This window comes from Verticiella sediminum (genome assembly GCF_007558815.1).
Taxonomy (GTDB): Bacteria; Pseudomonadota; Gammaproteobacteria; order Burkholderiales; family Burkholderiaceae_B; genus Verticiella; species Verticiella sediminum.
Map to the genome: position 1 here is coordinate 67,609 of NZ_VLTJ01000026.1, position 25,999 is coordinate 93,607.

The 25,999-nt window shown below is 67.5% G+C and carries 20 protein-coding genes and 1 tRNA gene; 13 read left to right on the top strand and 8 right to left on the bottom strand.

All coding sequences use genetic code 11. The features are described 5' to 3' along the window. The first annotated feature begins 102 nt into the window (after window positions 1-102). The 3 genes from FOZ76_RS13315 (at window position 103) to FOZ76_RS13330 (ending at window position 4,151) form a co-directional block, all read left to right on the top strand. Complete coding sequence (locus tag FOZ76_RS13315) at window positions 103-621, top strand: sigma-70 family RNA polymerase sigma factor (RefSeq protein ID WP_143948765.1); 519 nt, start codon at window positions 103-105, stop codon at window positions 619-621. Next, window positions 618-1,622 carry a FecR family protein gene (locus FOZ76_RS27515; protein ID WP_170235433.1) on the top strand — a complete coding sequence of 335 codons (1,005 nt, stop codon included), beginning with the start codon at window positions 618-620 and terminating at the stop codon, window positions 1,620-1,622. Before FOZ76_RS13315 ends, FOZ76_RS27515 begins: the two co-directional genes overlap by 4 nt. Window positions 1,623-1,775: 153 nt before the next feature. Then, entirely contained in the window at window positions 1,776-4,151 is a 2,376-nt protein-coding gene (locus tag FOZ76_RS13330; protein WP_143948767.1) for a TonB-dependent siderophore receptor, read from the top strand. 69 nt (window positions 4,152-4,220) lie between these two features. On the opposite strand, the gene FOZ76_RS13335 is transcribed toward FOZ76_RS13330, so the two are convergent. The 4 genes from FOZ76_RS13335 to FOZ76_RS13350 all read right to left on the bottom strand — a co-directional run bounded on the left by FOZ76_RS13335 (window position 4,221) and on the right by FOZ76_RS13350 (window position 7,343). Continuing rightward, window positions 4,221-5,240 carry an LLM class flavin-dependent oxidoreductase gene (locus FOZ76_RS13335; RefSeq protein ID WP_143948768.1) on the bottom strand — a complete coding sequence of 340 codons (1,020 nt, stop codon included), beginning with the start codon at window positions 5,238-5,240 and terminating at the stop codon, window positions 4,221-4,223. Between the two features lie 65 nt (window positions 5,241-5,305). Beyond that, window positions 5,306-6,157, bottom strand: a complete 852-nt coding sequence (locus FOZ76_RS13340; RefSeq protein WP_143948769.1) for a universal stress protein — start codon at window positions 6,155-6,157, stop codon at window positions 5,306-5,308. A gap of 97 nt (window positions 6,158-6,254) precedes the next feature. Then, the gene (locus tag FOZ76_RS13345; protein WP_143948770.1) at window positions 6,255-6,917 is read right to left on the bottom strand and encodes a TetR family transcriptional regulator; all 663 of its coding nucleotides are present in this window, start codon (window positions 6,915-6,917) and stop codon (window positions 6,255-6,257) included. Between the two features lie 349 nt (window positions 6,918-7,266). Then, window positions 7,267-7,343: transfer RNA gene (locus FOZ76_RS13350), tRNA-Asp, on the bottom strand. Window positions 7,344-7,545: 202 nt separating this feature from the next. Here FOZ76_RS13350 and FOZ76_RS13355 point away from each other — a divergent pair. Beyond that, window positions 7,546-8,940 carry a TAXI family TRAP transporter solute-binding subunit gene (locus tag FOZ76_RS13355; RefSeq protein ID WP_143948771.1) on the top strand — a complete coding sequence of 465 codons (1,395 nt, stop codon included), beginning with the start codon at window positions 7,546-7,548 and terminating at the stop codon, window positions 8,938-8,940. A 24-nt stretch (window positions 8,941-8,964) separates the two neighbouring features. Here the strand turns inward: FOZ76_RS13355 and FOZ76_RS13360 are convergent, their stop codons facing one another. Next, window positions 8,965-9,876: a LysR substrate-binding domain-containing protein gene (locus FOZ76_RS13360; RefSeq protein WP_143948772.1), complete on the bottom strand. Its 912-nt coding sequence runs from the start codon at window positions 9,874-9,876 to the stop codon at window positions 8,965-8,967. Between the two features lie 322 nt (window positions 9,877-10,198). Here FOZ76_RS13360 and FOZ76_RS13365 point away from each other — a divergent pair, with 322 nt between their 5' ends. Both FOZ76_RS13365 and FOZ76_RS13370 read left to right on the top strand, forming a co-directional pair. Continuing rightward, a complete protein-coding gene (locus FOZ76_RS13365; protein ID WP_143948773.1) occupies window positions 10,199-11,398 on the top strand; it encodes an acyl-CoA dehydrogenase in 1,200 nt (399 codons plus the stop codon). Between the two features lie 99 nt (window positions 11,399-11,497). Next, entirely contained in the window at window positions 11,498-11,983 is a 486-nt protein-coding gene (locus FOZ76_RS13370; protein WP_143948774.1) for an AtaL-like protein, read from the top strand. 130 nt (window positions 11,984-12,113) lie between these two features. Here FOZ76_RS13370 and FOZ76_RS13375 read toward each other — a convergent pair whose 3' ends face one another. Continuing rightward, window positions 12,114-12,509: a DUF2784 domain-containing protein gene (locus FOZ76_RS13375; protein WP_143948775.1), complete on the bottom strand. Its 396-nt coding sequence runs from the start codon at window positions 12,507-12,509 to the stop codon at window positions 12,114-12,116. A gap of 283 nt (window positions 12,510-12,792) precedes the next feature. Between FOZ76_RS13375 and FOZ76_RS13380 the strand changes: the two genes are divergently transcribed. Then, window positions 12,793-14,883 carry a TonB-dependent receptor gene (locus FOZ76_RS13380; protein ID WP_143948776.1) on the top strand — a complete coding sequence of 697 codons (2,091 nt, stop codon included), beginning with the start codon at window positions 12,793-12,795 and terminating at the stop codon, window positions 14,881-14,883. Between the two features lie 102 nt (window positions 14,884-14,985). Here the strand turns inward: FOZ76_RS13380 and FOZ76_RS13385 are convergent, their stop codons facing one another. Continuing rightward, complete coding sequence (locus FOZ76_RS13385) at window positions 14,986-15,552, bottom strand: cytochrome b (RefSeq protein WP_143948777.1); 567 nt, start codon at window positions 15,550-15,552, stop codon at window positions 14,986-14,988. A gap of 463 nt (window positions 15,553-16,015) precedes the next feature. On the opposite strand from FOZ76_RS13385, the gene FOZ76_RS13390 reads away from it, so the two are divergent. The 6 genes from FOZ76_RS13390 to FOZ76_RS13415 all read left to right on the top strand — a co-directional run bounded on the left by FOZ76_RS13390 (window position 16,016) and on the right by FOZ76_RS13415 (window position 24,601). Next, on the top strand, window positions 16,016-16,528 hold the full coding sequence (locus FOZ76_RS13390; protein ID WP_246129491.1) for a sigma-70 family RNA polymerase sigma factor: 513 nt from the start codon (window positions 16,016-16,018) through the stop codon (window positions 16,526-16,528). Between the two features lie 58 nt (window positions 16,529-16,586). Next, window positions 16,587-17,627, top strand: coding sequence for a FecR domain-containing protein (locus FOZ76_RS13395; RefSeq protein ID WP_170235434.1), 1,041 nt, complete (start codon window positions 16,587-16,589; stop codon window positions 17,625-17,627). Between the two features lie 252 nt (window positions 17,628-17,879). Continuing rightward, the gene (locus tag FOZ76_RS13400; protein ID WP_170235435.1) at window positions 17,880-20,420 is read left to right on the top strand and encodes a FepA family TonB-dependent siderophore receptor; all 2,541 of its coding nucleotides are present in this window, start codon (window positions 17,880-17,882) and stop codon (window positions 20,418-20,420) included. Further along, window positions 20,420-21,844: a class I SAM-dependent methyltransferase gene (locus FOZ76_RS13405; protein WP_143948780.1), complete on the top strand. Its 1,425-nt coding sequence runs from the start codon at window positions 20,420-20,422 to the stop codon at window positions 21,842-21,844. Before FOZ76_RS13400 ends, FOZ76_RS13405 begins: the two co-directional genes overlap by 1 nt. A 96-nt stretch (window positions 21,845-21,940) precedes the next feature. Continuing rightward, entirely contained in the window at window positions 21,941-23,383 is a 1,443-nt protein-coding gene (locus FOZ76_RS13410) for a YncE family protein (protein WP_211366239.1), read from the top strand. A gap of 102 nt (window positions 23,384-23,485) precedes the next feature. After that, window positions 23,486-24,601, top strand: a complete 1,116-nt coding sequence (locus FOZ76_RS13415) for an ABC transporter substrate-binding protein (RefSeq protein ID WP_143948781.1) — start codon at window positions 23,486-23,488, stop codon at window positions 24,599-24,601. A 480-nt stretch (window positions 24,602-25,081) separates the two neighbouring features. Here the strand turns inward: FOZ76_RS13415 and FOZ76_RS13420 are convergent, their stop codons facing one another. Next, on the bottom strand, window positions 25,082-25,927 hold the full coding sequence (locus FOZ76_RS13420; RefSeq protein WP_143948782.1) for a 3-ketoacyl-ACP reductase: 846 nt from the start codon (window positions 25,925-25,927) through the stop codon (window positions 25,082-25,084). Window positions 25,928-25,999 lie beyond the last annotated feature (72 nt).

The window sequence follows — 25,999 nt, forward strand, 5'->3', positions numbered from 1 at the left end:
TTCTCCAGTGCTGCGCAGCCTCTTACGCCCGCCAAGATCCCATGGTTAAATAAAAATCATTATTACTTGTGCAGCGGGTACCCTGCCCCTGCATCGCCTGCCATGAGTCAGTCCATCGACGTCGACGCGGTCGCCCGCATCTATCTCGAGCAGCATGTCTGGCTCGTCGGCTGGCTGCGCCGGCGCGTGGGCTGCCCGCATGCGGCGGCCGATTTCGCCCACGACACCTTCGCCCGCCTGATCGGCAGCGGCGCCGCCACCGCACTGAGCGAACCCCGCGCCTGGCTGACCACCACCGCGACCCGCCTGCTGGTGGACGACAGCCGCCGCCGGCGCATCGAGCAGGTGTTCCTCGCGTCCTGGAGCGCGCTGCACGGCAGCGACGTCCATCCCTCCACCGAGCTCGTTGCCCAGGCCTGCCAGTCCATCGCCCTGCTCGACGCCTGGCTCGCCGGCACCTCGCGCAAGGCGCGCGCCGCCTTTCTCATGGTGCGCGTCGAGGGCCTGACCAGTGCCGAAGCCGGCATACGCCTGGGCATCTCCCCGGGCCGGGTGCGGCAGTACGTCGCCGAAGTCCTGACGCACTGCTACACCGTGGTCTTCGACCCGCCCTCGCCGTGAAACGCCGGCACCGCACCCCGCCGGGCGAGCCCGACCTCGCCTGCGTCGAACAGGCGTCGCACTGGTACACCGCCCTGCACGACGGCACGGCCACCGAGGACGACCGCCAGCGTTTCGCCGAATGGATGGACACCGACCCGACCCACCGGCTCGCCTACGAGCGCGTGACGTGGCTATGGGGCCGCATGGACGAGTTCGCCCGGGCCGCGCGCTCGCCGGCGCGCCACACACTCGAAGCGCTCGCCGATCGGCCCGCCCGCAGGCGCACCGTGCGGCGCGCCGCCGCGCTCATGTTCGCCGCGGTCGGCGCGGGCATCCTGGCCGCGCATGGCTCCGATCTCGCAACCCTGGGCGCGGAACTGCGCACGTCGAACGCCGAACGGCGCAGCGTCGACCTCCCGGACGGCAGCCAGCTCGTGCTCAATGCGCGCTCCGCCGTCGACGTGCAATACACGGACGCCGAGCGGCGCATCGTGCTGCGGCGCGGCGAGATCCTGGCCAGCGTGGCGGCCGATCCCGCGCGCCCCTTCGTCGTCCAGACCCGCGACGGCACCGCCACCGCGCTCGGCACCCGCTACAGCGTGCGCGTGATGGAACACGGCAGCACCGTGAGCGTGCAGTCCTCCCGCGTGCGCGCCTGCGCGGCGGCCGGCCCGTGCCGCGACCTCGCCGCGGGCGACTCGGCGCACGTCTCGCCGGGCAGCGTCACCGCCGCGCAAGCCGTGGATGCCGCCGCGAGCTGGGCCTCGGGCCGGCTCAGCCTGGACGACCGCCCCCTGCCCGAGGTGCTCGCGCGCCTGGCCGACTACCGGCCGGGTTGGCTGGGCTACGACACCGAGGCCCTGGCTGGCCTGCGCGTTTCCGGGGTGATTCCGCTGGACGACTCGGATGGCGCGCTCGACGCCCTGGCCGGCACACTGCCCCTGCGCGTCCTGCGGCCGTTGCCGTGGGTCACGTACGTCCAGCCGGCCCCGCCCCAGCCGCGTCCAGCCGGCGACTAGAGGCCGGCCTCGCCCGGCAGGCGAGGTGGCGTTCCTGATGGAAGGGGCAGCGCGCCGTCGGCCCGCGCACGGCCGCCGATTTGCCGGCGCGACCTAACACTCACCCCTGCTCGTGCGTCATGACAGTCAGGAACCCTACGCACGAGACACCCCATGCCCCGCTTTCCACGCACCTCTGTTGCCGCCGCGCTGCTCGCCCTGGCCACGCCGGTGGCAGCCATCGCCGCCCAGGAAACCGCGTCCTACGTCGACATCGCTCCCGGCGCCCTCGCACCCGCCCTGAACCAGTATGCGCTGGCGGCCGGGATCACCCTGACCTTTCCGCCCGAGCTGACCGCCGGTCTGCGCACGCCGGGCGCCAGCGGCAGGTTCACTCCCGACCAGGCCTTTGCGACCCTGTTGGCGGGCACCGGGCTGCGCGCGGTATCGACCGGGCCGGCGCGCTTCCGCCTGGAAGCCGTGCCCCGTGTCGCCCAGCTCTCGACGGTGCAAGTCACCGCCGAACTCGAACGCGATCCCGACGCCTTCGTCGGCAGCGACACCACGACGGCCACCAAGACCGACACGCCGCTGATTCTGGTGCCCCAGACCGTCAACGTGGTCACCCAGGCGCAGATCGAGGCGCAGGGCTCGCAATCCGTCACGGAGGCGCTGCGCTACACGCCCGGCATGATCGCCAGCTTCGGCGACAGCGACAGCCGCAACGACGTGCAGCAGAGCCGGGGCTTCTACGTGCGCTACAACCTGAATGGCTCGCGCCTGCCCTACGGGGCGTACAGCTCGGCCATGCAACGCATCGAGCCCTACGGCCTGGAGCGCGTGGACGTGCTCAAGGGGCCGGCTTCCGTACTGTACGGACAGAACACGCCGGGCGGCCTGGTCGACCTGACGACCAAACAGCCCGACGGCAAGCGCCTGCGCGAGATCTGGCTGCTGGGCGGCAGCCACGCACGCAAGCAAGCCGCCTTCGACCTGGGCCAGCGCATCGACGCCGAGGGACGATGGGCGTTCCGCCTCACCGGCCTCGCCCGCGACGCCGACGGGCGCGTCGATTACGGTAACGACGAACGCCTCTACATCGCGCCCGCCCTGGCGTGGACACCGGATGCGCGCACCCGGCTCGTGCTGCACGCGCAGTACCAGCGCGACCGGACGCTGTCCGACTACGCCGCCCTGCCCGACGCCGGCACGCTGGACCCCGCCCCGTTCGGCCGGCTGCCGACTTCGCGCTACCTGGGCGAGCCGGATTTCGATGGCTACGAGCGCCGCCAGTACGCCACGGGCTATTCGTTCACACACGCTTTGAACGACGTCTGGACACTGCGCCAGCAGACGCAGTTCAACCATGTGGACGTGGACACCACCACCAGCCCCGGCTACCTGCTCGAAGACGACCGCTGGCTCTCGCGCGTCGCCTCGCGCGGCTGGGGGAGTGCCGACACGCTCACCGTGGACACCAGCGCCCAGGCCAAGTTCGCGGCGGCCGGCGTGCAGCACACCCTGCTGATCGGTTTCGATGCCCTGCGGCTGAAGGACAGCTACCGATTCTCATCCGGGCCGTACGCCACACCCATCGACATCCTCGATCCAGCCTACGGCCAGGCCCTGCCGGAACTGATCCCGCGTATCGACTATCGCCAGGTACGCGAGCAATACGGCATCTACCTGCAGGAGCAGGCGCGCTGGCAGCGCTGGGCACTCACACTGGGCGCCCGCCACGACCGCGCCTCGGCGCGCAGCACCAACGCGTTGCCCGGCCCCAGCGCCGCGCGCACCACCGATACCGCCTGGACCGGCCGCGCCGGCCTCACCTACCTGTTCGACAACGGCTGGGCCCCCTATGCCAGCTACAGCAATTCCTTCGAACCCGTAGACGGCACCACCGCCGAGGGCACGCCGTTCCGCCCGATGACCGGACGGCAGTACGAACTCGGCGCCAAGTTCCAGCCCGAGGGCAGCAAGGCCATGTTCACGGTCTCCGCCTTCGACTTGCGCCAGCACAACATCGTCACGCCCGACCCCGTCAACCCCGGCTTCAACGTCCAGAACGGCAGCGCCTCAGTGCGCGGCCTGGAGCTCGAAGGCAAGGCCGACCTCGCCCGCGACGTCGAGCTGGTCGCCGCCTATGCCTATACGCATTCGGAGATCACGCGGGCCAATCCTCCGCCCACCGGGGCCAGCCTGCTCGGCAATGCCTTGCCCATGACGCCCCGCCACCAGGCCGCCCTGTGGCTCAAGTACGGTCTGCACGAACTCGTCCCGGGCCTCGCCGTCTCCGCCGGGCTGCGCTATCAGGGCGAAAGCTGGGGCGACGCCGCCAACACCCTGCAGATGCCCGCGCGCACGCTGGTCGACGCCGGCCTGGAATACGACGCCGGCCGGGCCTCGCCCTCGCTGGCCGGCGTCACCGCGCGCCTTTCCGTCGCCAACCTCTTCGACAAGGCGTACGTGGGCTACTGCCAGAGCGCGCTGCTCTGCTATTACGGCCAGGGCCGCACGGTGATGGCGTCGGTGAAGTATCGGTGGTGAGGCGAGCCTGGACATCGTGGTCGCCCGCGACGCCGAGGTGGCAGGTGTACGACCCGACCAATGTGCCCATCAGGCGGTGTCGTGGGGAACGGCTCGACCCGCGCCGGCGATCCCCGCCGCCTCGGCGATGATCTCGAAGGACCGCAGCCGACTGGCGGGATCGAACACGTCGGAGACGATCATCAGTTCGTCCGCGCCAGTGCGCTCGAGCAACTGTTCGATGCCCCTTCGCACCGTCTGCGGGCCGCCGACGATGCTCAGGGCCAGCATCTGCGAGGCTTGCGCCTTCTCCTGCGGGCTCCAGTAGGTGTCGATGTCCGCAATAGGCGGTTGCGTCAGGCCGCGCACGCCGCGGAGGATGTCGACGAACGACATCTGCTGCGAAGTGGCAAGGAACCGCGCCTCGTCGTCGCTCCCGGCCGCCACGATGTTGACGCCCACCAGGGCATAGGGCTCGTCCAGTTGCGCGGACGGCTTGAACCGCTCCCGGTAGATGTCCAGCGCCGCGTCCAGCGATTGCGGTGCGAAGTGCGAGGCGAAGCCATAGGGCAGGCCCAGTTCGGCCGCGAGGTGTGCACCGAACAGGCTCGACCCCAGGATCCACAGCGGCACCTGCGTGCCCGAACCGGGGACGGCTTCGATCCGCTGTCCCGGTTGGACCGGTGCCAGGTAGGCCTGCAGTTCCTGCACGTCCTGAGGGAAGTGCTCCGCGCTCGCCGGATGGCGCCGCAAGGCCCGCAGCGTCACCTGGTCGGTGCCGGGCGCACGGCCGAGTCCGAGGTCGATGCGGCCGGGGAACAGGGTGGCGAGCGTGCCGAACTGCTCGGCGATGACGTAGGGCGCATGGTTGGGCAGCATGATGCCGCCCGCTCCGACCCGGATCGTGCGGGTGCCGGCGGCGATATGGGCGATCACCAGCGAGGTCGCAGCCGTCGTGACCGCGGGCATGTTGTGGTGCTCGGCCACCCAGAATCGCCGGTAGCCCCAGCCTTCGGCATGGCGTGCGAGGTCTCTGGCTTCGTCCAGCGCAACCCGCCGGCCCGAGCCTTGCCGGACCCGGCCTAGCTCAAGAATTGAAAAGTCGGGCATGGCGGAACCTCCATGAGAACCGCGCCGCTTCGAGAAGCGCGGTGGGGATGGAACGGAGCCGGCCCTCAGCGCGAGATCAGCATCGGCACATTGGCCCCGGACAACAGCGATCGCGTGACGCCACCGAACAGCAACTCGCTCGTGCGCGGGTGGCTGTAGGCACCGATCACCAGCAGGTCCGCGCCGCGCTCCTTCGCCTGGCCGAGAATCACTTCAGCGATCGGTGCGCCATGGGAGGAGATGGATGCAAGCTCGACCTTGGCGTCGTGCCTCGACAGGTGATCGACCAGATTCGCGCCCGGTGATTCGCCGAAGTGCTCGGGATTGCGGTCGCCGTCGATGACCAGCACCGTCACGCGGCCGGCCGCGCCGATGAAGGGCAAGGCATCGCCTACCGCGCGACGGGCCTCCCGGCTGCGGTTCCAGGCGATCAGCACGTTCTCGCCCAGCGCTTCGCCGGTCCAGCCCTCTGGAATGAGAAGCACGGGAATGCCCGTGATTAGCAACAGCCGCTCGGCAGACCAGTGCGGTGGCAGCCCTGCGGGTTGGGGCTGCGCCGACACGATGAGGTCGCAGTGCAGTGCTCGCAGGGGGGTGTCGTCTTTCGGACCGTCGCTCCAAACGACGCGGAACTCGGAGCCGATGCCATATTCGCGCGACAGCTCACCAAGGAAGCGGCCAGCGGCCAATATCTTCTGCTCATCCGCGGCACGACGCCGATCCATGACGTCCTTGATGGCTTGGGTGCCTCTGGCGTACCTCTCGGCATCGTGGCCTTCGTCGTCCCGCGAGACCCCGTAGACACCCACGAGATGCGCCTTGTGCCGCTGCGCCAGCCGCGCGGCATGCCGTCCAATCGCTGCGCCCGCAGGCGACCCATCGAGAAAAACAGCGACATCTCTCCACTGCGACGGCATCGACAGACCTCCGAATATTGGGGTGCTGACGGCATGAGACTGTGCGCTTTGCGCAGGACGGTCTGCCGTCTTCGTTTAATCATACACCTATGTATGATTAAACGAAGTCTCGGCTTGTGCCGTCTCGGCGTTCGGGTCCGGCAGTCGCAGGACGGTGCCCGAACGAGTCGAGCAACTGGTTGATGCAGGCGATGCCGACGGTCCGCACATCGAAGCGCTCCGGTGCGCGCAGCCATTGGTCGAGCAGGCCCATGATGGCGCAGTAGAGCGTGGTCGCCGCGATGGGCGGGGTCCAGTGCGGGGACAACTGGCCGGCTTTCCTGGCGCGCTCGAGCAGGCGTTCGTAGGCATGGCTCGATCGGCAGATCTCCTCGCGGCGAGCCTGCGCCAAAGGCTCCAGGTCGCCCAGCGCCTCGCGCCGGTGCATGACGATGCCGAATACGCGCTGGCGCAGCCGGTCTTGCACGAAGCGCTCGAACACGCCGATGCAGAACGCCCGCAACGTGGCCAGAGCATCCGCTTTCTCGCCTTCGGCAATGACGGGCAGGTCCGCATCCAGCGCGCGGGCGCGTTCGATCAAGGCCTCGAAGATCGCGGCCTTGTCCTTGAAGTGGTAGTAGAAGGCGCCCCGCGTGAGGTTCGCCGTTCGCGCGATGTCGAGCACCGAGGTGCGAGCCGCTCCCTGCGTCCAGAAAAGGCTCTCGGCCGCGTCGAGCAAGGCGAGTCTTGTCTGTTCAGTGTCGAGTTTCGTCTGGCGCATGGGTCTCCAGTCGCTGGCTTGCGTAGCCGACAAAGTAGCACTGAAGAACTCTGTCGAGTTTGGGCGCTATCGTCCGGGGAGTGCACTGGCAACCAAGGGCGCCACACCATCAGCGACGGCGACGCGTTGCGCAGTGCCGCGCGCGATGGCATGGCATCGCCCGATTTCCGACTTGGCCGGTGCCGGCGCCGCGCCCGGGAAGTTCGGTAAGGATGCCAAGCCCCGGTAGACCGCATCCGAGAAATCACCGGAATCGCCTAGCGTACGCAGCCAGGGACCAAAATACAAAAACCGGGCCACCCTTCGGTGTACCCGGCTTCTGTAAGTGCTCGATTCAGCATGAATTCGTTGGCGGAGCGGACGGGACTCGAACCCGCGACCCCCGGCGTGACAGGCCGGTATTCTAACCAACTGAACTACCGCTCCGCGGTTCTCTGTGACACTGGCTCGGGCTGCTTGCTTTCGCTTGCTGCCGTTGCGTACTGCGCTGCGTCAACCGAGATTCGAATTATGCCCCACCATTTTTTTCGTGTCAAACGCTTTCAGGAGATTTTCTCGAGTTTTCGTCTTCCCCGGACGGCCCAGCGTGAAGCACTGCGCGCCTCGCTCACGGCTTGCAGCTTGTATCATGGACAGCCGCACCCGATGTCAACGTTTTGCCGTTCGCGCTCGCGCAGGTCATGGCGCGGCAATCGATACAGGCGAGGAGAATGTCCGCGGTTTGAGCATCCGATACAAACGATTTCGTGAACAGGCCGGCATCTACGGCTCGGCCATCGTCCTGTCGGTGGCGGCATTGGCACTCGCCATCTGGTGGATCGAGCCTGCGCCCCCGTCCTCCATCCGGCTCGCGACTGGCGCTGCGGGCGGGGCCTACGCTGCCTGGGGCGAACAGTACAAGCAGATCCTCGAAGCGCAGGGGATCCGGGTGGAGTTGCAGGAAACGAGCGGGGCGGTCGACAACCTGCGCCGGCTGGCCGATGGCGAGGCCGACGTAGCCTTCCTGCAGGCCGGGCTGCCCCTGTCGGATGGGGAGCGCGGCGTACAGGCACTGGCCTCGATCGGCCCCGAGCCCTCGTGGATCTTCGTACGGCCCGGGATCGAAACGCTGCGCGACGCGGAAGGCCGCACGATCGCAGGTGGCGCCGCGGGCAGCGGCACGCTGGCCTTCTCCCGGGGGCTGGTCGAACTGACGGGGCTGGGCCGCAACGGTACGACAGTCCTGCCCATGGGCGGAGAGCAAGCGGTCGCCGCACTGCAGTCGGACAGCGTGGACACGACGATCTTCGTATCGAATGCGGTGACCTCGCCGATCGAACGCCTCTTGCGCGACCCCGAGGTCCGCTTGCTGTCGGTGGACGACGCGGCAGGCCTGATCAGCGCCAATCCATGGCTGACGAAAAGCACCCTGTTCCGGGGGTCGATCGACTATCGCGACACCATTCCGGCGCGGGACATCACGCTGCTGTCGACGACCGGCTTGCTGGCAGCCGGCAGCCATCTGCACCCGGCCTTCGTGGACGTGCTCCTCTCGGCCGCAATCACCATTCACGCAAGCCCCGGGCTGTTCACGCAGATCGGTGAATACCCCCAGCGGCCGCGCGCGCAGCAGCTTCCCGCCAATGCCAATGCACTCCGGTATTTCGAGGACGGCCCGACTTTCCTGCGCCGCTACCTGCCCTTCTGGGTGGCGAGCTTCGTCGAGCGCGGCTGGATCCTGATCTTCCCGCTGCTGACCGTCATGTTCCCGCTCTTCAAGATCGCCCCGCCGACCTACCGCTGGCAGATCAAGCGCCGGATCAATCGCTACTATCTCGAGCTGCAGAAGATCGAGATGGAACTCGACGCGTCGCCCGATCCCGCCAAGGCGCAAGCGCTGCGCCGGCGCACGCAGGAGATCGACGCCAATGCGGCCCGCACCAGCGTGCCGCTCGTCTACATGGACGATCTCTATCATCTGCGCCGCCACATCCACATCCTCCAGATGAAGATTGCGGAAAGGATGGCGGGCGAGGCGCGATAGGCAAGCACGGAATCGGTACGGCCCTCACCCCACCTCGCCGTCTGCCCCCGCCTCGTCGAGCAGCCACTCACGGAATTGCCGCAGCGCCACGCCCTCCTCGCGCTGCGCCGGCGCGACCAGGTAATAGTTGCGCTCGCCGGGCAGCATGCGGTCGCAGGCGACGACCAGGTCTCCCCTGGCCAGCTCGTCCTCGATGAGAATCCGGGGCACCAGCGCCACGCCGGCGCCGTGCACCGCGGCCATCGCCGTCATGGAAAAGAGTTCGTAGCGCGGTCCACGCAGCGCGTCCGGCGCCGCCACGCCGGCCGCGTCGAACCACTGCCGCCAGCCGTAGGGACGCGTGCTCTGCTGCAGCAAGGGCAGACGGGCGATCTCGGCCGGTGTCGCACCGGGCCGGTAGCCGGGCAGATCCGGGCTGCAGACGGGCAGCACATCCTCGCGCAGCAGCAGCGTCGCACGCGTGCCAGCCCAGTTGCGCACCTGCTCCGGCGTGCCGGCGTAGATGGCGGCGTCGAAGTCGGTATCGCCGAACATGAAGGGCCGCGTGCGCGTTTCCATGTGGATGATGAGCTCGGGATGGCGCGCGGCCAGGCGCGGCATGCGCGGCAGCAGCCAGCGGGTGGCGAAGGTTGCCACGGCGCCCAGCGTCAGCGTGCCGCCGCCATGGTAGGCGGCGGCGTCCAGCGTGGCGCGTTCCAGCGAGGCGAGCAGGCGCTCGGCCTGGCGCGCGTAATCAGCGCCGCAGGCAGTGAGCACGACGCCGTGCCGGGTGCGCCGAAAGAGCCGCGCGCCGAGATAGTCCTCCAGAGCGGCGATCTGGCGCGACACCGCGCCCTGGCTCAGCGCCAGCTCCTGGGCCGCCCGCGTATAGCTCTCGTGGCGGGCCGCGGCCTCGAAACAGGCCAGGGCCTGCGTGGATGGGATGCGCCTACGCATGACATGCAGAACCTGAACAATTAAAGATGCGTGACCACCGCGCCGGCCGACACCCTTCAGCCACTTACGAGGGAGGCCGCCGGACAAGGCGAGGCATACCCTACCGATATATGCGGAAATAGGATATCTCGATGCATATTACTCGCTTGCAGGGGCGGCCGCAGCGGGGCTACCATCGCCTCCTGATCCAGGGGCGCGCCGATACGGCGTCCCCGGCAGCGTACGCTGCGCCGGCCGCCAGGCCGTGTCGCTCGCGTACCGCGCCGGACGACGGCGGCATCTCACCCGTCCCACGCCAACTCTCAGACTCCAGGAGACATCCATGGCCGACCGCGCCGCTTTCCAGTGGGACGATCCGTTCCTGCTCGACCTGCAACTCACCGAAGACGAGCGCATGGTGCGCGACGCGGCCAAGGCCTATTGCCAGGGCAAGCTCGCGCCCCGCGTGCTGGAGGCCTTCCGCAACGAGCACACCGACCCGTCCATCTTTCGCGAGATGGGCGAACTCGGCCTGCTCGGCCCGACCATCCCCACCGAATACGGCGGCCCCGGCCTGAACTACGTGGCCTACGGCCTGATCGCCCGCGAAGTCGAGAGCGTCGACTCGGGCTACCGCTCCATGATGAGCGTGCAGTCCTCGCTGGTGATGGTGCCCATCAACGCCTTCGGCACCGAGGAACAGAAGCAGAAGTTCCTGCCCAGGCTTGCCACCGGCGAATGGATCGGCTGCTTCGGCCTGACCGAGCCGGACCACGGTTCCGACCCCGGCTCCATGGCCACCCGCGCCTACAAGACCGATGGCGGCTACAAGCTGGTCGGCAACAAGATGTGGATCTCGAACAGCCCGATCGCCGACGTCTTCGTCGTGTGGGCCAAGGAGGTCGACACGGCCGGCAACGTCGGCCCGATCCGCGGCTTCATCCTCGAGAAAGGCATGCAGGGCCTCACCGCCCCCGCGATCCACGGCAAGGTCGGCCTGCGCGCCTCCATCACCGGCGAGATCGTGATGGACAACGTGTTCTGCCCCGAAGAGAACGCCTTTCCCGAGGTGCGCGGCCTCAAGGGCCCCTTCACCTGCCTGAACTCGGCCCGCTACGGCATCGCCTGGGGCGCGCTGGGCGCCGCCGAGGACTGCTGGCACCGTGCTCGCCAGTACGTGCTCGACCGCAAGCAGTTCGGCCGTCCGCTCGCCGCCAACCAGCTCATCCAGAAGAAGCTCGCCGACATGCAGACCGAGATCTCGCTCGGCCTGCAGGGCTGCCTGCGCCTGGGCCGCATGAAGGACGAGGACGTCGCCGCAGTGGAGATCACCTCCATCCTCAAGCGCAACTCGTGCGGCAAGGCGCTGGACATCGCGCGCATGGCGCGCGACATGATGGGCGGCAACGGCATCTCCGACGAGTTCGGCGTGGCCCGCCATCTGGTCAACCTGGAAGTGGTCAACACCTACGAAGGCACGCACGACGTGCACGCGCTGATCCTGGGCCGCGCCCAGACCGGCATCGCCGCCTTCTCGAACTGAGCGGCCGCCGGCAGGCCGCCCTGGCCTGCCCGCCAAGGCGGGCCGCGCGCGCCTTGGCTATGATGGTTCCATCGCCTTCACCAGCGCCCAGGAACCATCATGCGCTTCGAACACATCATCCAGATCAACTCCCACGAGATCGGCGCGCCGGCCGTGCTCAGCCGCGAGCAGGTCTGGCGCGGCATCGCCCTGCGCGCCTACGACCCGGCGCACTTCATCATCGGCCTCGAAGGGCATGCGGTGCGCCACCATGAGCGCCGCGACGACGGCACCGAAGTGATCGAGCGCACCCTGCACTTCGGCGTGTTCGAGGTGGACGACAAGGTCACCCTCACGCCCATGGAACAGATCCACGTCGAGGTCGCGGCCACCGACAAATGGCCGGCCTGCACGGCCACCGCCCGCATCGAGGAGCCCGAACCCTCGTCGCTGTTCCTGCGCTTCGTCTACGAATGGAACGACGCCGACCCCGCCGAGCAGGCGCTGTCGGACGACGAGCGCCGCATGCGCGAACAGGCCCTCGTGGGCCTGGACATGGACACGGTGAGCCGGATTCGGGAACTGGCGGACAGCGGCATGCAGTGAGGCCGAGTGCATGGCCTGTCTCATGGTGGAGCAACGCATTGATACTGCCTCACCTGCTGCGATTCAACATCGAGACGCATCCCAAGCCTTACGCGAGGATTGCCGAACAGGGTTTTCTTTCAGCGCGCGCTCAACGCCTCGATGCCCCCGCGCTTTTCTTCGGCGAGCCGCGCCACCGTCGGCACAAGACGAGATAGACCGCCGCATTGCCGCCGATGAGCAGTGCGGCAAGCAGCGCCTGCACCGAACGGGTCAACCCCGGCGGGTAGATCATCAGCAAGAGATAGTGCTCGATGAAGCTGCCGCCGTACGCCTGCTGCCCCGCCATTTGCCGCAGCGAAGTCTCCAGGGGCGTGAGCGGGCATACCCAGCCCATGGCGACCACCAGCGCGCCCCAAGCCATGGCCGGCAGGTGCAGCCAGACCACCCAGCGCCGCCAGAAGCCGAGCAGGCCGCCGAACACCGCGAAGACGATGAACAGGGCATGCACGAGCAGGACGAGGTCGGCCAGGATGCGGTAGATCACGGGCAGCCCTATGGCGAGGTCGGCCAGGAATTATAGGTAAGGACCGGCGCGCGCAGACGGCTGCGCCGCACATGGCAACCGCAGCACGCGCCGCAGACCGCCTTGCCCCAACACGCAAGCCTTGCCGAAGACCGACGAGACCACCCTGCGCCCCGGGGTCGCGGATACCTCATTCTGTGGCGAGGAAGCTGCGATCCCCGGACAACAGCGGCTCGGCGATATTGCCGGCCGATCCCGCTATGAAATAACATATCGTTTCTTAATTGATACGTTATTACATACCATGCCCACGCATCCGCCCCCCTATCCCCTGCTCGTCCTGGCCGCGGCCCTCTGTGGCGCTGCTCCGCTCGTCGTCCACGCAGCCCAGCCCGCCGCCATTCCCCAGCTCGCTCCCGTCACTGTCTCCGCCACGCCCTTCGAGCGCCCCGCCGACGATCTCGCCACGCCGGCGTTCATCCTGGAAGGCAGCGAGCTGGTGCGCCGCCGGGAGGCGACGCTGGGCGATACGCTGGCGGGCGAACCCGGCATCCATGCCAATACCTTCGGCGCGGGCGCCAGCCGGCCGGTGATCCGTGGCCAGGACGCGCCGCGGGTGAAGGTGCTGCAGGACGGATCGGAGATTCTCGACGCCTCGACGGTGAGCCCGGACCATGCCATCGTCACCGAGCCGCTGCTGACGCGCCAGGTCGAGGTACTGCGCGGGCCGTCCACCCTGCTCTACGGCGGCGGCGCCATCGGCGGGGTGGTCAACGTACTGGACGAGCGCGTCCCGACTGCGGTGCCCGAGCGCGGCGTGGAAGCCGAGGCGGAACTGCGCTACGGCACGGCGGCACGCGAGCGCGCCGGCGCCGTCGGCATAACGGCCGGCACGGGCAATCTCGCCGTGCGTGTGGAAGGGGCGAGGCGCCGTGCCGGCGACTACCGCGTGCCGGACTGGCAGGAACGCCGCGTGCCCGGCACCGACAACGACACGACGACTGGCACGGTGGGCGCCTCGTGGGTCACGCCCCGCGGCTACACGGGCATCGCCTTCACCCGGCACAACAGCAAGTACGGCCTGCCCGGGCACGACCAGGCGCACGCCTACGAGGATTGTCATCCGCACGGCGCGCACCTGCACTGCGACGGCCACGACGATCACGATGACCATGACGACCATGACGATCACGGCGGCCACGACGACCATGATCATGACCACAGCCACGATCACGATCACGCCGCCCCGTACGCCGACCTGACCAGCAAGCGCTGGGAGCTGCGCAGCGAGTACCGCGACCCCCTGCCCGGCTTCTCGCGCGTACGCCTGCGCGCTGCGCACACCGATTACCAGCACAGCGAGATCGAGGAAGACACCGCCGTGTCGGCGTTCCGCAACAAGGGCTACGACGCCCGGCTCGAACTGCAGCACCAGCCGCTGGCCGGCTGGCAGGGGGTGGTCGGCCTGTCCACCCTGCGCAGCGACTTCACGACCGACGGCACCGAGGCCTTCATGCCGCGCACCGTCACGCGCAACCACGGCGTGTTCCTGCTCGAGGAGTATGAGCGCGGCGACTGGCGCTTCCAGGCCGGCGCCCGCCACGAGCGCCAGCGCGTAACGCCCGAAGATACCCAGCCCCGCTTCAGCGGCGGCGCCACCTCGGTGTCCGGTTCGGCGCTGTGGCGTTTCGCGCCGCAATACTCGCTGGGCCTGTCGCTCTCGCGCTCGCAGCGCCTGCCCACCGCCCAGGAGCTGTATGCGGACGGCATCCATCTGGCCACCCTGACCTACGAACTGGGCAACGCCGACCTCGGCAAGGAAACCTCGCACAACGTCGACCTCACCCTGCGCAAGTATCAGGGCGACACGACGTTCGAGGTGAGCGCCTATCACAACCGGGTGAAGGGCTACATCTACGCGGATACCCTGGACCAGCACGACGATTTCCGCCTCATCCAGTACGACCAGCGCGATGCCCGCTTCACCGGCATCGAAGGCCGGGTGCGCCAGCGCCTGAACGAGACCGTCAGCGCCAGCGTGTTCGGCGACTACGTGCGCGCGCGCTTCGCCGAGGGCGGCAACCTGCCCCGCATTCCTGCCGGACGGCTGGGCGTGGCCCTGGACGCGCGCTGGCAGGCCTGGTCGGCGGGCGGCGAACTGTACCGCGTCTTCACGCAGAACCGGATTGCGGATTACGAGAGCGACACCAGCGGCTACACCATGCTGGGCGCCTATGTCTCGTATCGCGGCAAGGCCGGCAGCACGGCTTACGAGGTTTATCTGAAAGGCAGCAACCTGCTCGACAAGCTGGCCTACAACCACGCCTCGTTCCTGGCACGCACCACCCCGCTGATGGGACGCAGCGCCACGCTGGGGGTGCGCATCAGCTATTGAGCGCAGCAGCGGCGCCGGCACGCCGCTGCGACCGCCCACGAACCCAAAGCGCCGCCCGGCACCGGCCCCCCGGGGTCCGGTGACGGGCGCGCGGTCTAGCGCTCAGCGCACCTTTGCCGAATCCGTCGGCAAAGGCCCCATCATGCGGCTGGCAACGTCGTCGCGCCACAGCCGCTGATGGACGATCACCATGACGATGTGGCCGGCGATGGCGGCGAGCAGCACCCACGCCAGCAGCCCGTGAAAAGCGCTCGCCGGCGCCGTCAGCGCCGGCACCTGCACACCGGTGGGCTCGATCAGCGTCATGCCGAAGAAGTTCAGCCCCTTGCCCGAACCGTAGGCGCGCAGGATCGCGAGCCCGGGGATGACGAGCATCAGCGCATACAGCGCCGCATGCCCCACGCGCACGGCCAGGCCGCGCGTGCCACCGCCGTGCGGCGGACGATGGCGCAGGTTGAGCAGCGCCCAGACGATGCGCAGCACCACCAGCGCGAACAGCAAAGTGCCGACCGAGGCGTGGGTACCCACCCAGAACGACACCAGGGGTGTGCGCCCCAGCGTGATGCGCAGGATCATCCCGGTGAACTGCCAGAGAAACAGCAGCGCCATGCCCCAGTGCAGACATCGGCTGATCAGGCCATAACCGGTGGGGGTGTCCCAGATGCGCATACTTTGCTCCCATGCCGGCCGATGGCCGGGCGTATTGACGAAGTCGTATCACGGCGACGCCGCGCCGCCCTTGCGCGGCAAACCTTCATGCGCTGCCGCGCGCGCAGGCCGGCGCCTGCGCCAGGCTCGTCGGACTGGCCAGCGGCACAAAGGTTCACGCCAGACCGCAACCATCTGGCGTCGCGCATAGCCTGGCGGCCGGGACAGCCCCGGGATCACAGCACAGCCGTCGTGCGATGCCGAACGCCACGCCCGGTTCTTCGGAACACCGCGCCGACGGACATCGTGCCCCCCGGCGATAGATCAAACGCAGATCGCCTTCGCCGGTCTCGTACAAAGGACCTCGATGTCATCCCGGTACTGCGACTGCAGCCGCTTGATCGGCTCGCATGCTGCGATCCGGCAACGTTCTCATTGAATCTATGCGTACAATTGTGAAACAATTCTCATTCTTAAATGTTCTGTGCTCCGGCTCAGCATGCAATCTCTCGACACTCTTTACCGCGAGCACCATGCATGGCTAGTGAAGCTGCTCCTGCGCAAACTCGACAGCCGCGAGGGCGCGGCCGATATCGCGCACGACACCTTCGAGCACCTGCTGCGCCAAGGCAGCGCGTTGCAGGCGCTGCGCGAGCCGCGTGCCTATCTGACCGCAGTTGCGCAGCGACTGGCGATCAGCCAGCACCGGCGGCAGATCCTGGAGCACGCGTATCTGCAAGCACTGCAAGCTCAACCCGAAGCGCTGGCGCCGCCCCCGGAAACCCGTTTGATGATCATGCAGGCCCTGGAGACCATCTGCAGGGTGCTGGAAGGGCTGAGCCCCCGCACGCGCACCATCTTCCTGCTATCGCGCCTGGACGGCCTGAGCCATCTCGAGATTGCCGCCGCTCTGCACATTTCGCCCAAAGCCGTACAGAAGGCGATATCGCAAGTCCTGCAGCACTGCTACGCCGTGATCTACGCGCATGACGTCTAAGCCTCGACCCCAGCCCCACGCTTCGCAATCTCCCCGCCCTGGCCTGGCCGATGGTGCGATGAACGCCGGCACGCCGTCAGCGTTCACCCCGCAAAGGCCGCAAGCCTGCCCACTGCCGCCCGCCGTCGTGGCCGAGGCCGCCGACTGGATAGTCCAACTGCAATCCGGCACGGCGGACGAGGCCGATATCCGGGCCTGCCAGGACTGGCGCGCCGCCGATCCGCGCCACGAGCTGGCGTGGCAGCGCCTGGCCTCGCTGGACCATGATCTGCAACACCGCCTGGCGGCCGACGCACAGACGCCGGCTGCCGGCGCGGCACTGCGCCGCGGCCTGGATGAAATCGACCGCCGCCGGTCACGCCGCAAGTGGCTGGGCCGAACCTTGGGTGTGGCCGGCGCCGGTGTGCTGGGCTGGCACCTGCACCGGCACGGTGCCTGGTCAGGGTTGACGGCCGATCTGCATACCGCAACCGGCAGCCGCCGCGTCCTGACGCTGGACGACGGCACGCTATTGCACCTGGCCACCGCCAGCGCGGTGGACCTGCGCTTCACGCCGCAGGAACGCCGCATCGTGCTGCATGGCGGGGAAATCCTGATCGCCACCGGCGCCGACCCGTTGGGGCGGCCGCTGCGCGTCGCCACGGCCGACGGCACGGTCTCGCCGCTCGGCACCCGTTTCGTCGTGCGGCGGCATGACAAACTGGCGGCTGCGGAGCCGACCACGTCCGTCGCGGTTCTGCAGGGCCGAGTACAGATTCAACCGCGCAGCGCGACCGGCATGCTGACGCTGGGTACCGACCAGCAGGCCGCCTTCAATGCCCAGCGCGTCGTGCGCGGGCCCATGCCCAGCGATCCTGGCGCGGGAGTCTGGACCGAAGGCATGCTGGTCGCCGAACGCCAACTGCTGGGCGAGTTCGTCGATGAACTGGCGCGCTGGCGTCCAGGCGTCCTGCGTTGCCATCCATCGGTGGCAGCGCTGCAGGTCACCGGCAGCTTTCCGCTTGCCGACACCGACCAGGTGCTGGCAATGCTTGCGCGCATCCTGCCTTTGCAGGTCGTCACACGCACGCGCTGGTGGGTCGAATTGCGGCCCGCCTGAACCTCGCTTCGGCGACCGCCGGGCTGCAATCGCCGCAAGAATTTTGTAACAAGAGGGGGAGTCCCCCTCTCCTCGTGCGTCAAGGAAAGCAGAGGCACCTAGTGCCGCCGGTGCGATGCACCGGCCAGCCACTGTCCCCTTCATTCAAGCCATCCGCACACGAGGACCTCCCTTTCCATGACCCGCACTACTTCCCGCTCTCAACGTCCCTTCCGGTCGCCTCGACACGCTCCGCTACGGCCGTCGCCGCTGATGCTGGCCCTGCGCGCCGCACTGCTGGCCGGCGTGCTGGGCACTGCAACCGCTCTTGCGCCGGTCGGTCAGGCACAGGCACAGGCCCAGGCCGAGACGCGCGCCTACGATATCTCGGCGGGGCCGCTGGACGAGGCCCTGAGCCGGTTCGGCCGCGCCGCGGGCCTGCTCCTGGCCGCCGACCCTCAGCTCACGGCAGGGCTACGCAGCCCCGGCTTGCAGGGAAGCTACCGTGTAGAACAGGGCTTGGCACGCTTGCTGGCCGGCACCGGGCTCGAAGCCGTACGCACAGCCGAAGGCGGCTACGCCCTGCGGCGCGTGCCCAACTCCCTCGGCGCGGCCGATACCGCACAGCCCGGCCCGAGCGAAGTGACCGTCCTGTCGACGATCCAGGTAACGGCCGAAGACCAGTTGCGCCAATCCCTGGGAGTTTCGGTCATCACCCAGGAGGACCTGGAGCTGCGCCCGCCCGCCAATGACCTGGCCGAAATCCTCATGACCCAGCCGGGCGTCAGCCTTTCGGGCGCCAGCTCCGTCGGCGCGTACGGCAACCAGCGCGAGATCGACCTACGCGGGATGGGTGCGGAAAATACGATGATCCTGGTCGACGGCAAGCCCGTGCAGTCACGCCAGGGCGCCATCACGCGCCGTACCGGCGATCGCGACACCAGCGGCGACACCAACTGGGTGCCGGTCGATGAGATCGAGCGCGTCGAGATCATCCGAGGCCCGGCCGCCGCCCGCTACGGATCGGGTGCCTCGGGTGGTGTGATCAACATCATCACCAAGAAGCCGTCGGACAAATTCCGGGGCTCCGTCACCACCTACCTGAGCATGCCGGAGAGCGACCTCGAGGGCAACGGAACACGCCGCCTGGGTGTCAATCTTTCGGGCCCGATCGCCGAGAATCTGTCGTTCCGCCTGTACGGCAACGTCGCCAAGACCGATGGCGACAAACCCACCATCAACGGGGTTCTCGACGACGGTTCGCCGAACTGGGTCGCTGGCCGCGAGGGCCGCCGCAACCGCGATATCAACGGTTTGCTGCGCTGGGATCTGACACCCGACCAGGTGATCGAATTCGAAGCCGGCTTCAGCCGTCTGGGCAATCGCTACGCCGGCGATACCTCCAACACCACGCCCTCGGGCGATGCGGCCGAGTTGCTGGGCGAATGGGCCGAACGGGGCGCCGAGACGCGGCGCGTCTACCGGCAGACCGCCGCCGTCACCCACCGCGGCAACTGGGGGGATCTGGGCAGCTCGCGCACGTTGTTCCAGTACGAAGGGACGCGCACCTCCAACTGCCGCCAGGGGTCGGGCGGGATGGGAGAAGGCAATTGCGGCACGACCGGCGAGCAGCAGCAATCCAACATGGACAACTTCTTCTTCAACAGCGAACTGAACACGCCGCTGAAGCTCGGCGGCCTGCAGCAGATGCTGACGACCGGCGTGGAGTGGCGCAAACAAAAGCTGAACGACAACAACGCGCTGCTGACTAGTGCCACGCCGCCGGAATTTGTCAAGATGGAAAGCAACACGCTCGCCTTCTACATGGAAGACAACATCAGCATCGGCAACGCCCTGATCCTGACGCCCGGCGTGCGGCTGGATCACCACAGCAAGTTCGGCAACAACTGGAGTCCCAGCGCGAACGCCACCTACGAGCTGGGCGGCGGCTTCATGCTGAAGGGCGGCATTGCCCGCACCTTCAAGGCCCCGACGCTGTACCAGACGGCGCCCTCGTACACCTCGAGCCTGGGCGGCGCATGCCCTTACAACGGCCTGGGGCTTCCTGCCGACAGCTACGACTGCACGGTCAACGGCAACCCCGATCTGAAACCCGAAATCAGCGTCAACAAGGAAATCGGCGTGGCCTGGGATGGGGAGAGCGGCGGGCACGCCAGCATGGCCTACTTCCGCAACGACTACAAGAACCGGATCGTCGCCGAGGCGCTGTCAGCCATCGACACCGTGCCCTCGCTGGACGAGCCGGCCATCTTCGAATGGCAGAACTCGGGCAAAGCGATAGTCCATGGCCTGGAAGGCAGTCTCACGATTCCCATCCTCGGTCGAAACGGCAGCACGCTACGGCTGCTGAACAACGTCACCTGGATGTTCAGCAACCGCAACAAGGACACCAATCAGCCGCTGTCCATCATCCCGAAGTACACGCTGAACAGCACGCTGGACTGGCGCGTCTCGGAGAGCTTCAGCATGCAACTGACCTCGACGCTGTATGGCCGCCGCAAGCCGCGCACGGTGAGCTATCACGGCTACCGAATGGAAGGCGACGCCTTGCGCGAGCGCGGGTCATACGTTTTGCTGGGCTTGAGCGGATCCTACAAGTTCAACGAGCAGCACCGCCTGACATTCGGCGTGAGCAACCTGCTGGATCGTCAGATCAAGCGCGCCGAGCGATTGGCCGCAGGCAACACCGCAAGCGGGCCGCTCGAGGAGCGCGTGATCACCAGCGGTGCCGGCGCACTGACCTACAACGAACCGGGTCGGGCGTTCTACGCCTCGTACACTGCGTCGTTCTGATGTCACAGCAAGACCTGGCCGGCTATGTTGCCGATGTCGAATACCCGCGGCATTTCTTCCGGGAAACCATGCCGCTGTGGCTGACCTCGGTGACGACGGCCCTCGGACGACGCGCGCCGGACCTGACCGCGCCTTACACGTGGCTGGAACTCGGCTGCGGCAGCGGGTTGGGCGCCGTGCTGGCAGCCGCCACCAACCCCCTCGGGCGCTTCATCGGCATCGACTTCAACCCCGATGCCATCGAGCACGCGCGCGCGCTGGCCGAGGCGGCCGGTGTGGCCAACGCACAGTTCCTCGCTCTCGGCTTCGAGCAGGCGCTGGACACGAGCGAGCAGGCGCTGCCGCCGTGCGACTTCATCGTGGTGCATGGCGTGTATTCGTGGATCGCGCCCACGCAACGCCGGGCCATCCAGGCGCTGGTGCGCCAGCGTCTCAAGCCCGGGGGCATTCTGTACTTGAATTACCTCAGCCAACCGGGGTCGGCCTCGTTCGCGGCGGCCCAGCGGATGATGTACCTGCACACGCAGGGCCTTGCGGGCAGCGCCGCCCGCAAGGCGCGCGAGGCCGTCGCGCTGCTGCACGACATGGCCGATGCCGGGCTGGGCTATTTCCAGGATTTTCCGAACGCGCTGGCGAACATCCCGGCCGCCGACGCCCTGGACGAGGCCGGTGCAGCCTATCATGCCCACGACTACTTGAACCGGCACTGGGAAGCCCTGCACGTCTCCGACGTAATGCAGGACTTCGCTGCCGCCGACTGCGAATTCGTCGGCAGCGCGGCTCCTTACGAAAATATCGACAATGCCTCGCTGCCGGGGCGTGCCCAGGCCCTGTTGCGCCGACTACGGAGGCGGGGCGCGAGCGCAGCCGAGGTCGAGACGTTCAAGGACCTGGCGCGCAACCAGCTCTCGCGCGCCGACCTCTACCAGCGCCGTCATCCCGACGGCAACCTGCTGGGCGACGAGGCGCTGCGCCAGGCGCTGCTGGCGCAGCGTGTGTGCCTGCTGCCCGCCGCCCCCCGTGGCGCCGTGACCATGCAGGGCACACTGACGCTCCAGTCGCGCATCGGCCCCGTCAGGCTGCCGATACACAACGTCGCCCCGCTGCTCGATGCGCTGCAGGGCAGCCCGCGCAGCTATGCCGAACTGGCGCAGCTACCAGCCTATGCCGACCGGCCCGGCACGATCAACGGCCTGCTGCAGATACTGGCCTGGGCGGGCTGGCTGCATTTCGTCCGGCCGGACCTCGCGCACGGCGCCGAGTGGAGCGACGCGGCCGACGACGCGGCAGGCAGGTTCAACGATGCGCTGACGAAGCTGCCCGAGCCCTACAACGGAGCCATCCGTGCCCACGGCTTGATCGGCTCCGCAGTCAGTGTGCCGGCCCGGCCGACCGACGCACCGCAGGCCTCGCACATGTCCTGAAACCGCTGTGCGTCGATTCCCTTCTCACAGCCGAAAGACCGGCATGGCAAGGACATTTTCCCGGTCATCCCTATTTTCTTTTCCAAGGAAACAACAGTGCTACACATTCATGCCTTCCCACCGTTGCGCACGGCCCGGACCGCCGTGGCGGCTTGCATCCTGCTCGCGGCCGGCACCGCCTGGGCCGACGCGCGCTTCGGCCAGCCCGACGACAACTTCCAGGGACGCGTGAGCGCGGGCGGCGTCGTCTACCCGGGCAGCACGGTCACGCTGCAGGGCACGAACTTCAAGCCGGGACAGAAGGTGCAGTTCCTCTACGAGGGCGAGACGATCTCCGGCGAACCCGTAGCCGCCGATGTCGATGGCAAATTCAGCGTCGAGACCACCGTTCCCAAGAACGCCGTGCCTGGCCGTCACTCGGTGGTCGTGAGCGCCACCGAGCCTTCTGCTGCACTGATACACACACTCAAGGTGTCGCCTGATCTTCCGGTCTCGGGCGCCAACCGTTTCGACATCAAGTCCGAGAAGACGGTGACCGGCGTGTATCAGTCCGGCTACAGCGCCACGAACAGCGCGCTGTTCGTGGCCGCCGCCGTCGGCCGTCCGCCGGTCAAGGAATCCGTGCTGGCCAGGCTCGACCCCCGAACCCTGAAGGTCGTGCAGCAGGTCACACCCGGCCCGGCGCCCGGCCGTCCCGACGCTCAGGGCAACGCGCAGGACGGCGGGGTCTACGCCGTCTACGGCGTGGGCGTGGACGACGCGAACGGCAACATCTGGGTCAGCAACACTCGGCAGAACACGGTTGCCGTGTACCGACAGTCGGATCTGACGCTGCTCAAGCAGTTCGACGCGGGCACCATCGGCCACCCACGCGACGTCATCGCGGACCAGAAAAACGGCAAAGTCTTCGTCAACCAGGCGCGCGGTACCAACGTCGCCGTGTTCGATGCGAAGACGCTGCTACTGACCACCACCCTGGAATTGAACGCGCCACCTCCGCCGGCTGGCGCTGGCGGGCCTCCCGGACGCGGCGCCGCGCCAGCCGCTTTCCCGACCATGAGCATGAGCCTGGACGCCAGCGCAGGCAAACTCTTCGTGGTGGGCGCCAACGGCGAAGTCGCCGTCATCGATGCGGCCAGCAACGCCGTGGAGAAGGCCTACACGGTCAAAGGCGCTGCCGGCGCCATCGGCATCGCCCATGACGCGCAAAGCAACCGAATCTTCATCGCGTCCCAAGGCGCCGACGCGATCGTCATCGCCGAAGCGGATACGGGTGACGTGCTGCACCGCGTGCCGGTCGGCGCCGGCCCGCTCAGCGTCGTGTTCGAACCCGTCAGCAAACGCGTCTACGCCGCCAACCGCGGTTCAGGCACGATCACCGTGCTCGACGTCGACGGCAAGATCGTGGCGAACCTGCCGGGTGGCCCGCTACCGAACCACTTGACGGTGGCGCCCGGTGGCGTGGTCTACGCACTGAACAAAGGTCAGGCCGACGATGCTGCCAGCAACCACGTCCAGCGGATCCACGCCAAGCAATAGGCTTTGTGCGTGGAATTCAAGCGGGTGACTTTCCGGCGGCCTGGATGGCCGCCGGCGTCCCCACATTTGTCATATAACGTTCACCAATCGGTGCTTCGACGCATGCCGAAGCGGATGCGATTCATCGTGCCCAGGAACCGCCCCTGGAACACCAGCCATGATTTTTGGAGAATTCTTTTGCAGACACCGATACTGACGCGCCGCCGTTTCACGGCGGCCCTGGGCCTGAGCCTGGTTGCAGCCGGCACTTTCGCAAGAGCTGCCGCGCCGAGCAGGAAAGTGGTGGCCCTGGACCTGACCGCGCTGGACACGCTCGACGCGATGGGCATCGAGCCGAGCATGGTCCCTGCTCCGCCGTCCGGCGAATCCACCGCCCGGTGGCCCAGCCACCTGATCGCCCAATACGGGCAGGATAAGTATGCCAAGCTGCCCGCGGGCCGCGCCGGCGAGGGCGAGCCCAATCCCCAACTGCAGCAGGTCGCGGCTTTCGCGCCCGACCTCATCGTGTCGGGGAGCCGTGGACGCGGCGGTTCGGCCGATGCGTTCAAGGACATCGCGCCCGTCGTCGTGCTGTCGGTCGACAATGCCCGCTTCGTCGAGAGCATTGCCGGAAATGTTGCGAGCTTGGGTGCGGCCCTCGGCCAGGAAGCCCTGGGACGCCGCGAGGCCGACGCGCTGCGCACCAGAGTGCGGACGCTGCATTCGAGCGCAGCCCGGCAGGGTACGGGCCTCGTGATGTTCAACGTCGGCAGCCGCGTGATGCCCCAACAGTCGGACGCCCGCTTTGGCATGCTTTATGAGTTGATCGGCATCCGTTCCGCCCTTTCTCCCGACGACGGCGCAGGCGGTCTGGGCAGCGGCCGCCCGCCGGCCAACAACGCGGCCAACGCAGACGACCCGGCTGCCAAGGCCGCTGCCGAGATCGAACAGAAGGCCCGCCAAGCAGCCGAAGCGAAGTACCTTGCAGACGCGCTGGCGCATGAACCCGACTGGTTGTTCGTGGTCGATCGCAACGCGGCATTCGGTGAGCTCAAAGCAGCGGAGACAATGGCGGCAACACCCGCCGTCGCCAACAGCCGGGCCTGGCGGCAAAACAAGGTCGTCTTCCTGGATCAGGACGGCGCGAGCTGGTATCTGATGGCAGGCAGCCTCGGGCTGCTGAATAACACGGTCGGGCTGGTGCAAGCCGCGTTCGATCAGCATGACGCTGGGAGGTGATGCTGGCGCGTGCCTGTTTCGCGACCCCCATTGAAAGGCTGGCAAGCGAGGGGGTAGTGCCACGACCGAGCTGCAGGACGGCAGGAACGTCGCACGCACCCTCCCGCCGGGCCGGTAGTTTTGGCCAAGCGCTGGCAGCTCGGAAATCAGCGGCGCAGCCGTCGCCGGGCCAGCCGCTCCATGGCTTTGGCGAAGTCGCTTTTTTCTACGCCCGACTCCAAGGGATTGTTGTTTACACGGCTCAGTCTAATCGCAGTGGCGGCGCTCGCTGCAGTGGCAGAGGCATCTGTGTCTTTGTTTCATGACCCGCCGCCCTGGATTTGTGGCAAGCCTACATAGAGCGCAACGGCTCGACTGAATTTGTGAACCTGAGCCAGGCGACTAACGTTCACGTACCGTACGTTCAAGCGACATTTCGGCGTCGCGCCTTCGAGCTTCTATCAATAGGCCAAGGCTTGGCAACCAAGGCCGTGCCCGCCGCTATGCCCTGCGGCTCGCATGTTCCAGCCGTGCACGCACGACGGGATTGTCGAATGCGCTCTTGGGAATATGCATGCCGCCGTCGACATTCAGCACTTGGCCTGTGGCGAACGGCAGGCCTCCCCCCGCCAGCGTCGCCACAGTGCAGGCAATGTCCCCAGGTTCTCCCCAGCGAGACATAGGGCAGACGCCCCCTTCCTCGATGACAACACCGTAAGCCTCGTGCAGGGAGACGTTGAGATCCGTCTTGATGAGGCCGGGCTGGACGTCATAGCAGCAAATCCCGTGTGGCGCCAGTTGCAGGGCGAGAATCTTGGCAAACATGGCGATTGCCGCTTTCGAAATACTGTATTCCGCGGCGCGCGTACGCGCATGGCTTGCGTTGACGGAGGATATCGTGACGATGGACTGGAACGCGTCCGCGCAGGTTGCTCGTCTGGCCACCATCTCGCGGGCAAAGGCCTGGGCAAGAAAGAACGTGCCCCTGAGGTTGACCGACATCACGTGATCGAAGCTGTCGACGGTGGTGTGCAGGACGTCCGCGAGACGGTCCTTTCCCATCACTCCCGCATTGTTGACCAGGCAATCGACGCGGCCGAAGGCGTCGAACGCAGCCTGGCAGACGTCGGCGGACCGAGCGACATCGGCGATATCGGCAACGATGAACTCGGCGGCGGCACCGCTGCCCCGGATGGCATCCAGGGTCGAACGCGCCGCTTCGTCCTCGACCAGGTCGATCGCGACAATGCTCCACCCTTGCATGGCCAGCGCCTGCGCGATGGCGCTTCCGATGCCTCGGCGCGCGCCCGTGACCACAGCGACCCGTTGCGCATCGATCGTCTTCATGTCGTGTTCCTGTGGATTCCCTTCATGTCGTCTCCTCCCGGGAGTGCCGGACCAGCGCAGCCTGCAAGGCGA

Excerpts from the sequence above, each read along its gene's own strand:
- FOZ76_RS13385 (WP_143948777.1), bottom strand. The coding sequence starts at position 15,552 with ATGCGCATCTGGGACACCCCCACCGGTTATGGCCTGATCAGCCGATGT.
- FOZ76_RS13360 (WP_143948772.1), bottom strand. The coding sequence starts at position 9,876 with ATGCGTAGGCGCATCCCATCCACGCAGGCCCTGGCCTGTTTCGAGGCC.
- FOZ76_RS13330 (WP_143948767.1), top strand. The coding sequence starts at position 1,776 with ATGCCCCGCTTTCCACGCACCTCTGTTGCCGCCGCGCTGCTCGCCCTG.
- FOZ76_RS13405 (WP_143948780.1), top strand. The coding sequence starts at position 20,420 with ATGTCACAGCAAGACCTGGCCGGCTATGTTGCCGATGTCGAATACCCG.
- FOZ76_RS13345 (WP_143948770.1), bottom strand. The coding sequence starts at position 6,917 with ATGCGCCAGACGAAACTCGACACTGAACAGACAAGACTCGCCTTGCTC.
- FOZ76_RS13395 (WP_170235434.1), top strand. The coding sequence starts at position 16,587 with ATGAACGCCGGCACGCCGTCAGCGTTCACCCCGCAAAGGCCGCAAGCC.
- FOZ76_RS13420 (WP_143948782.1), bottom strand. The coding sequence starts at position 25,927 with ATGAAGACGATCGATGCGCAACGGGTCGCTGTGGTCACGGGCGCGCGC.
- FOZ76_RS13315 (WP_143948765.1), top strand. The coding sequence starts at position 103 with ATGAGTCAGTCCATCGACGTCGACGCGGTCGCCCGCATCTATCTCGAG.
- FOZ76_RS13355 (WP_143948771.1), top strand. The coding sequence starts at position 7,546 with ATGGACAGCCGCACCCGATGTCAACGTTTTGCCGTTCGCGCTCGCGCA.
- FOZ76_RS13370 (WP_143948774.1), top strand. The coding sequence starts at position 11,498 with ATGCGCTTCGAACACATCATCCAGATCAACTCCCACGAGATCGGCGCG.
- FOZ76_RS13340 (WP_143948769.1), bottom strand. The coding sequence starts at position 6,157 with ATGCCGTCGCAGTGGAGAGATGTCGCTGTTTTTCTCGATGGGTCGCCT.
- FOZ76_RS13415 (WP_143948781.1), top strand. The coding sequence starts at position 23,486 with ATGCCGAAGCGGATGCGATTCATCGTGCCCAGGAACCGCCCCTGGAAC.
- FOZ76_RS13380 (WP_143948776.1), top strand. The coding sequence starts at position 12,793 with ATGCCCACGCATCCGCCCCCCTATCCCCTGCTCGTCCTGGCCGCGGCC.
- FOZ76_RS13365 (WP_143948773.1), top strand. The coding sequence starts at position 10,199 with ATGGCCGACCGCGCCGCTTTCCAGTGGGACGATCCGTTCCTGCTCGAC.
- FOZ76_RS13400 (WP_170235435.1), top strand. The coding sequence starts at position 17,880 with ATGCTGGCCCTGCGCGCCGCACTGCTGGCCGGCGTGCTGGGCACTGCA.
- FOZ76_RS13335 (WP_143948768.1), bottom strand. The coding sequence starts at position 5,240 with ATGCCCGACTTTTCAATTCTTGAGCTAGGCCGGGTCCGGCAAGGCTCG.